Annotated in this window: 8 protein-coding genes; 4 read left to right on the plus strand and 4 right to left on the minus strand. The window is 64.2% G+C overall.

The window, feature by feature from the left end:
- From EN879_RS18630 to EN879_RS18645, 4 genes are all read left to right on the plus strand, one after another.
- Positions 1 to 376: LysR substrate-binding domain-containing protein (locus tag EN879_RS18630; RefSeq protein WP_245493838.1), on the plus strand; the 376-nt coding region annotated here is incomplete at its 5' end.
- On the plus strand, positions 376 to 666 hold the full coding sequence (locus EN879_RS18635; RefSeq protein WP_013530763.1) for a hypothetical protein: 291 nt from the start codon (positions 376 to 378) through the stop codon (positions 664 to 666). The genes EN879_RS18630 and EN879_RS18635, both read left to right, overlap by 1 nt.
- Positions 667 to 796: 130 nt before the next feature.
- Entirely contained in the window at positions 797 to 1,042 is a 246-nt protein-coding gene (locus EN879_RS18640; RefSeq protein WP_013530762.1) for a DUF982 domain-containing protein, read from the plus strand.
- 79 nt (positions 1,043 to 1,121) lie between these two features.
- Positions 1,122 to 2,123: an aldo/keto reductase gene (locus EN879_RS18645; protein ID WP_063168567.1), complete on the plus strand. Its 1,002-nt coding sequence runs from the start codon at positions 1,122 to 1,124 to the stop codon at positions 2,121 to 2,123.
- A gap of 57 nt (positions 2,124 to 2,180) precedes the next feature.
- Here EN879_RS18645 and EN879_RS18650 read toward each other — a convergent pair whose 3' ends face one another.
- From EN879_RS18650 to EN879_RS18665, 4 genes are all read right to left on the minus strand, one after another.
- Positions 2,181 to 2,669: a GNAT family N-acetyltransferase gene (locus EN879_RS18650; RefSeq protein WP_027160744.1), complete on the minus strand. Its 489-nt coding sequence runs from the start codon at positions 2,667 to 2,669 to the stop codon at positions 2,181 to 2,183.
- A 79-nt stretch (positions 2,670 to 2,748) separates the two neighbouring features.
- Entirely contained in the window at positions 2,749 to 4,728 is a 1,980-nt protein-coding gene (locus EN879_RS18655; RefSeq protein WP_063168568.1) for an AI-2E family transporter, read from the minus strand.
- 152 nt (positions 4,729 to 4,880) lie between these two features.
- Positions 4,881 to 5,969 carry a D-alanine--D-alanine ligase family protein gene (locus EN879_RS18660; RefSeq protein WP_063168569.1) on the minus strand — a complete coding sequence of 363 codons (1,089 nt, stop codon included), beginning with the start codon at positions 5,967 to 5,969 and terminating at the stop codon, positions 4,881 to 4,883.
- A gap of 24 nt (positions 5,970 to 5,993) precedes the next feature.
- Entirely contained in the window at positions 5,994 to 6,611 is a 618-nt protein-coding gene (locus EN879_RS18665) for a C39 family peptidase (RefSeq protein ID WP_024501618.1), read from the minus strand.
- Positions 6,612 to 6,952 lie beyond the last annotated feature (341 nt).

A 6,952-nucleotide genomic window follows, 5' to 3' on the forward strand; every position in this document is an offset into this window, starting at 1 on the left:
TCCTCGCACCGGTGGACCGGCCCCTGCCGTTGCGCGCGGGAAAGGCGAACGGCAAACATGGCACGTGAAGACCGAGGGTGGCCGGTCGACGATCAAAATCGAGCCGGTCCTCGCTTTGGGAACGCTCATTATGGTGCGCGATGCGGTGCGGGCGGGGGTCGGTGCGGCACGTCTTCCCATTTCGTTGGTGGCCCACGATTTGGCTGACGGCACGTTGGTGAATTGGGGGGACATCGACGCCCCTGAGATCGCTCTTTGGACGCTCTACCCCTCCCGGCGGCTGCTCAGCCCGCGCGTGTCGGCGTTCCTGGATTTTCTGAAACAGGCCTTCCCGAACGGGACGCCGGACGAACTGGCCGCCTATATCGGCAGGTGATGCCCGACCGCTTTCGCCGGCAAGAACTTTTATTTTTGGCGGAAGGAGTTTGCGGTGGAACAAGTTGGGGCGACGGCAATTACCTTGTCGCCCTACAAGAGGAGGACGTCGTGAAAGACTTGCGCAGTCTCCTTGCCGAACTGTCAGCCAACTGGCTCAAGCGCCGCAAGGCGCAGGCGCCCACGACCGTGAACACGGTCAAACCCCGCCCTGCCCACCAGGCGACGCGGCAACGCGCCGCCCACAAACCCAAAACACCGCCCACCCGCGATGTCGCCTCGAACATGTGAGCCCCGCGGACAATGTGGGGCCCAATGCCGCTGGGGGTATCGGCAATCTATCACGCCAGATTGATTGGTAGCGACGAAACCTTGAGCGGCCATAAGCGTTTATTGCTTCAGCCCAATTGAGGTGGTTCCAATGCAAACGGCATGGTTCTCCAAACCTGTGGCGGTTTCGGTCGGCGTCACCGGTTCCATCCATCATCTGTCCAACACACAGCAGGCCATTGATTTGCTCACCACACATTGGCGTGACGCAGGCAGCCCGAAGCATCGGTCCGCACTGCGCGCCTGCCAGCGGGCGACGAGCGGCGATGTTGCCCCCGACGTCGCCAGGGCGGCGCTCGTCGAAGCAGCGCGCGAAGCCCACATCCTGATCGAATAGCCACATCGTGATCTAATAGGCGTATCGATTGAACCTGCTGACGCTATAATCGCTGCGCCCCCTCCGGAGAACGCCTGCCATGACCCTGAAAACACGCAAGCTCGGCAGCCAGGGGCTGCAGGTCTCGGCTATCGGCCTCGGCTGCATGGGCATGAGCCAGTCCTATGGCCCGGCCGACGAGGCCGAATCCATCGCCACGCTGCACCGTGCCATCGACCTCGGCTGCACCTTCCTCGACACCGCCGAAGTCTATGGCCCTTACGACAACGAAGCCCTGCTCGGCCGGGCATTGAAGGGCAAGCGCGACCTGGTGACGATCGCCACGAAATTTGGCTTCCGCATCGAAAACGGCAAGCAGACCGGAACCGACAGCCGGCCCGAGCACATTCGAGAGGCGGTGGAAGCCTCGCTCGGCCGCCTCGGAACCGACCGTATCGACCTGCTCTACCAGCACCGCGTCGACCCGGCGGTGCCGATGGAGGATGTCGCGGGCGCCGTCGGCGAACTCGTCGCGCAAGGCAAGGTGCGCTTCTTCGGCCTGTCGGAAGCGGGTGCAGCCAACATCCGCCGGGCGCATGCCGTGCATCCGGTGTCGGCGTTGCAGAGTGAGTATTCGCTGTGGGAGCGCAATCTGGAGCCGGAGATCATCCCGCTGCTTGGCGAACTCGGCATCGGCCTGGTGCCGTTCTCGCCGCTCGGCCGAGGGTTTCTCACCGGCCAGGTCAAGCGTGCGGAAGACTATCCCGACGGCGATTATCGCCGCAACGACCCGCGCTACCAGGGCGAAAACTACGACGCCAATGTCGAGGCGGCCGCCAAGGTGAGCGACATCGCCGCTGCCCGCGGCGTCAAGCCCGGCCAGGTCGCGCTGGCCTGGCTGCTGGCGAAGGGCGACGGCTTTGGCATCGACATCGTGCCGATCCCCGGCACCAAGCGCAGAAAATACCTGGAAGAGAACGTCGCCGGCGCCGCTATCAAACTCGATGCCGCCGAGATGGCCGCGCTCAACGAAGCGCTCGCGCCGGGAAAAATCTCCGGCCCGCGCTATACCGAGCGGGGCATGGCGATGGTCGACCGGTAGGGGGCGCCTGCTCCAGCGTCCGCGACAATCTCGCCAAGCTCGTTCCGAATAGTGATGCTAACGAAAGCCCAGATGCTTCCGATAGCAGTGGGTTTCCACGGTGAACCTGCCGGCGACATCATCCGGCAGCCAAAGTGCGTCTTCGAAGCTGCGGTTCAAGCGCCATCCTTCGCGGGCATAAAATCTCTGCGCGCGGACATTTCCCGCCGTGCAGAAAAGCTCGGCCTCCGCCACGCCCTGTTCGCACAAGAGATGCTCGGCATAAGACAGCAGATCGCGGGCGGTTCCGCTTCCCCGTGCCTGCGGGCTTACATAGAGTTTGACCAGCTCCGCCCCGTTTATCGAGACGAAGCCAAGCAATCCATCGGCAGCCGCCACATGGAAGGCATCGGTGGATTGCTCCAGCCACAGCGCAAAATGCGCCGGCGTTCGGTACGCCAGGATTTCGGCTGGAACCAGATGCGCATGGGCATCATGCCAGCCCTGATGCCACAGTTGCACGATCGCCGACCGGTCGGCTTCCTGGGCTGGGCGAATTTCGAGCATTTCTCACCGCCGACGGGTAGCTAATCCGTAAGGCCGCGCGGAGGGCCGCCTGGTTCCATGGGCCTTCCGCCGATTTCGGTCAACCCGCCGCTGCCGCGGTAACCTTCTTGGACGCGGCCCGCTGTCGCCGCATGCGCCGTTTGGCGACAAGCTTGAGCGCGACCGGCGGCTCGTTTGACAGCGCGCCCAGCACGGCGTCGACCATGCCATGCGCCACGAAATCCGCGTTCATGTCACGCGCCAGTTTGCCCGCCGTCTCCTTGTCCTCGCTGTCGGCCTCCGACCAGAACACGATTCCCACCCGAAGTGCGGCCTTCGCACGCTTCAGCCGGCGGACCAGAAAGCGGGCGTGCTTGATGGAATCCCGGTTCAGGAATCCGACCACGACGGTGTCGACGGTTTCGAGCTCAAGGCGGCGAATGCCGGCGGGTTCCATATCGGCAAAGCTGGCTTTCGACACCGTCGCGCCCTGGACCTCCAGCACCTGCGCCAGCATCGCGGCAGCGGCGTCGTCGAGCTCGCCACGCCCCCCGGCGCAAAGCACGGACATATCCGTGCCATCGGGCAGTTCGGTCTCGTCCTCCCCGCCGGGATCGTCATCGTCGCTCGCCTCTGCGGCCACGGACGGCCCCTCCTCCTCGCCTGCCTCCTCCTGCGCGCTGTCGTCGAGATTGGCGACCAGCATCAGGGCACTGGCCGCCACCTGCCGCCTTTGCAAATCGCCCATGACGCCGCGCACACGGTCCTGTTCGCCCAGCAGAAGCGCCGGAATGGCAACCTTGTCATAGAATTCGACCAGATATTTCTCCTCCAGCATCTCCTCGGCATGATCGGTGGCTTCTTCCGGATCGCCGGCCAGCAGCCGCTGGTACAGGCGCGCATGGGGTTCGAGCACGGGCTCGTTGCCGAACAGCACGTCCAGGAATTCAAACTGCGGCACGTGCCTGCCCAGCACCACCAGGCAGACAGTGAGCGGCGTCGACAGGATCAGCCCGAGCGGCCCCCAGAGCCACGTCCAGAAAATCGCCGCGACAATGATCGCCAGCGGCGACAGTCCCGTCCGCGAACCGTAGAGCCAGGGTTCGATGACATTGCCGGTGATCAGTTCCATCACCACGAACAGGGCGGCTGTCCACAGCACGAGCGACCAGCCCGGTGCCACGGCCAGCGCCAGGAACAGCGGCAAAAGCATACCTATGATCGGGCCGATATAGGGAACGAAACGCAGCGCCAGTGCCAGCAGCCCCCACAGCAGCGCATTGGGAATACCGAGGGCCCAGAGCCCGATCGCGATCGGTATGGCGTAGACGATGTTGACGACCAATTGCATCAGGAGATAGCGGCCCACCCGTTTGGCGGCATCCTGAAGCGCCTCGGTGGTGCGGTGGAGGTCGCCGTAGCCGACAAGCCGGATGAAGCGGTCGCGCAGATCCTCCCGCTCGAGCAGCATGAAGATGACGACGACGATGATCAGCCCGGCCGACCCAAGCGGGCTGATCAGCGGCCCGACGACATTCTGCAGGACCTGAAGCGGCCTTTCGTGCGCGACGATCTCGACCGGCACCGGCTCGCGCGGCGGCTTTTCCGGGGCGGCGGCCGGCAGCGAGGGGTCTTGCCTGTCGATCTCCTGGCCGACCCGCTCGACCACCTTGCTCAGTCTGGCAAGGATCCCGCCCCCGGTCTCCTTGAGCGAGCGGATCTTGGTCAGGATGTTGGTCTGGTAGACCGGGATGTTCTGCGCCAGTTCGCTGACCTGCGTGGCGACGATGAAGGAGAACAGGCCAAGCGCCGCGAAGGCGCCGAGCACGCTGGCGATGACGGCGGCAATCCGGGGAATGCCGACCTTTTTTAGCGCTGCGACAAGCGGCGCCAGTGCGAAGGTCAGCAGCAGCGCGATGGCGATCGGCAGGAAAACCTCGCGCCCGAAATACAGTGCCGCCACTGTCGTGACGATGGCCGCCACATTGGGCAAAGAGGTTCGCGGATGGGGCGCGGCCGCTGAAAGGGCGTCCCCCAGCCCATCAGCCGGAGACGCCGTGCCGTTTCGACGATTGGCCACGTGATGCCTCCCTGCCAAATGCCATGATCGGGCATATAGAGCGGACGTGCAACTTTAGCCAACGATGAAATACGCCTCGCTCACAGGCAATGATCCGGCCCGCACCGGCCGCTCCCGAAGGGCTAAATGGAAGTCAGGCTCGCCCGATCGGATCAGCGCGCCGCATGCCTGGCCAGCGCGTGCTCGATCAGCACGTCGATGGTCTGGCTGTAGCCGATGCCTGAGGCGGCAAGCGCCTTGGCATACATCGAGATGTCGGTGAAGCCGGGAATGGTGTTGACCTCGTTGACAAGCAGGCTGCCGTCGGCGCGCAGGAAGAAATCGACGCGCGCCATGGCTTCGCAGCCAAGCGCCTGGAACGCCTGCCGCGCCATATCCCTGGCCTTTTCGGCCACATCGGCCGGGACATCGGCGGGCACCTTGACCAGCGCGCCGTCGGCATCGAGATATTTGGCCTCATAGGTGTAGAAGCCGTGCTTGCCGGCCGGAATGATCTCGCCGGGCAGCGACACCGTCAGCGACCCGTCGGCGCGCTCCAGCACCGAGAACTCGATCTCGCGGCCCTCGACGAATTCCTCGATCAACACTTTGCCGTCGTAGCGGAAAGCCGTGTCGATGGCCTGCTCGAAGCCGTCCCTGTCATTCACCTTGCTGACCCCGAAGGACGAGCCCTGGCGCGCCGGCTTGGCGAAGAAAGGCAGGCCGAGCGTCCCGGCAATCTCCTGGAAGGAATGCTTGCCGTTTCGATGCACGGTGACGGAGCGGGCAACCGCCAGTCCCGCCTCGCGCATCAGCCGCTTGGCGACGTCCTTGTCCATGGCGGCGGCCGAGGCGAGAATGCCGCAGCCGACATAGGCGACATCGGCGACCTCGGCATAGCCCTGCACCGAGCCGTCCTCGCCGAACGGCCCGTGCAGCACCGGGAACACGACGTCGATGGGGGGCAGCTCAGGCTGCGTACCATCCCGCGACACCGCAACCAGCCGGCCCTTGCCTCCGGGCAACAAAGCAACCTCCGGGCCGTCTTCGGAGGCCGGCGCCCCTGCCGCCTCATCGCCGATCGCCGCGGCGCGATCGAGTTGTTGCAGCAGCCACCTGCCGCCTCGCGAAATGGCGATCGGCACGATATCGTAGCGCGTGCGGTCGATCGCCTTCAGCACATTGGCGGCCGAAAGGCGCGACACGTCGTGCTCGGCCGAACGCCCGCCATAGAGGATGGCCACTCTTGTCTTGTCGGTCATCGAAATCCCTCGACTGTCAAAAAATCAAATGGCGACGGCAATGCCGCGATTGGCAAAGAAGCGGTCGAAATCGGCCGGTGACAACACTGCGTCTGCCTGTGTGGCGGGCTCATGGCCGGACGGGTTGTGAAAGCGGAAACCTTCGTCGGATGCCGCGGTGATCAGCACCAGATGGCCGCCCTTCGAGGGCGGCTCTCGCTCGGGCCAGCGGATCGAGCTGCTGACCGACGCGATGAAGAAGCGCGTCCGCTGCATGATCGCCGGAATGTCTGATGTGGCGACATTGGTCATCACCTCGGCGCGCAGGCCGAAGGCTTCCTTCACGAAGCTGACGAAGGGCGCGTAGATCAGCCCCTTGATCGATCCCTCATTGACGACATAGCCGCCATATAAGGTGCAGCGCCTGGCAAGTTCGATCGTCGGCACGATCTCGCCGCGGCTGGCCAGGATCATCTTGAGGCAGGCCATGCCGCAGATGTTGGCGGCCCAGATTGCGTATTCGTCGAGGGTCTCCGCCCCGGATCGCCTCCACAGCGGATCGCGCCTGAGCGCAACATCCGCGCCGTCGGCGAGCACGTCCAGCGTCATGTCAGGCGTTTCCCACTGGCTGAAAAACGGCACGGTTTCAGGCGGCGGGCTCATGCGGTCTCCTCGGTCGGCTGGTTCCATCTCGTATACGAGGATACGAGATGGATGAAAAGCCGTGACATTCAGTGGCGCGACCCAGAAGATGTCATCTTCCGTTTCGGTCAACCATCGCTGACTCCGGGGTTAGCGGAAGCCTCTCCCGCCTTCGTCATCCACAGGCGGAGCAGGAGCGAAGCTCCGTCGCGGAGACCCGAGGATGACGAACGTGGTGAATGCTGCGCGCCGCCTACTCGGCCTTCGCCCAGCCGAAAACCAGCCACGCATATTTCGATTTTTCGTAGGGTTCGACAGTGTAGGTCATCTGCATGTCGCCGTCCTTGGCGTAGATATCCAGC

Origin of the sequence: Mesorhizobium sp. M7A.F.Ca.AU.002.02.1.1 (genome assembly GCF_003998535.1) — a bacterium.
Classification (GTDB): Bacteria; Pseudomonadota; Alphaproteobacteria; order Rhizobiales; family Rhizobiaceae; genus Mesorhizobium; species Mesorhizobium ciceri.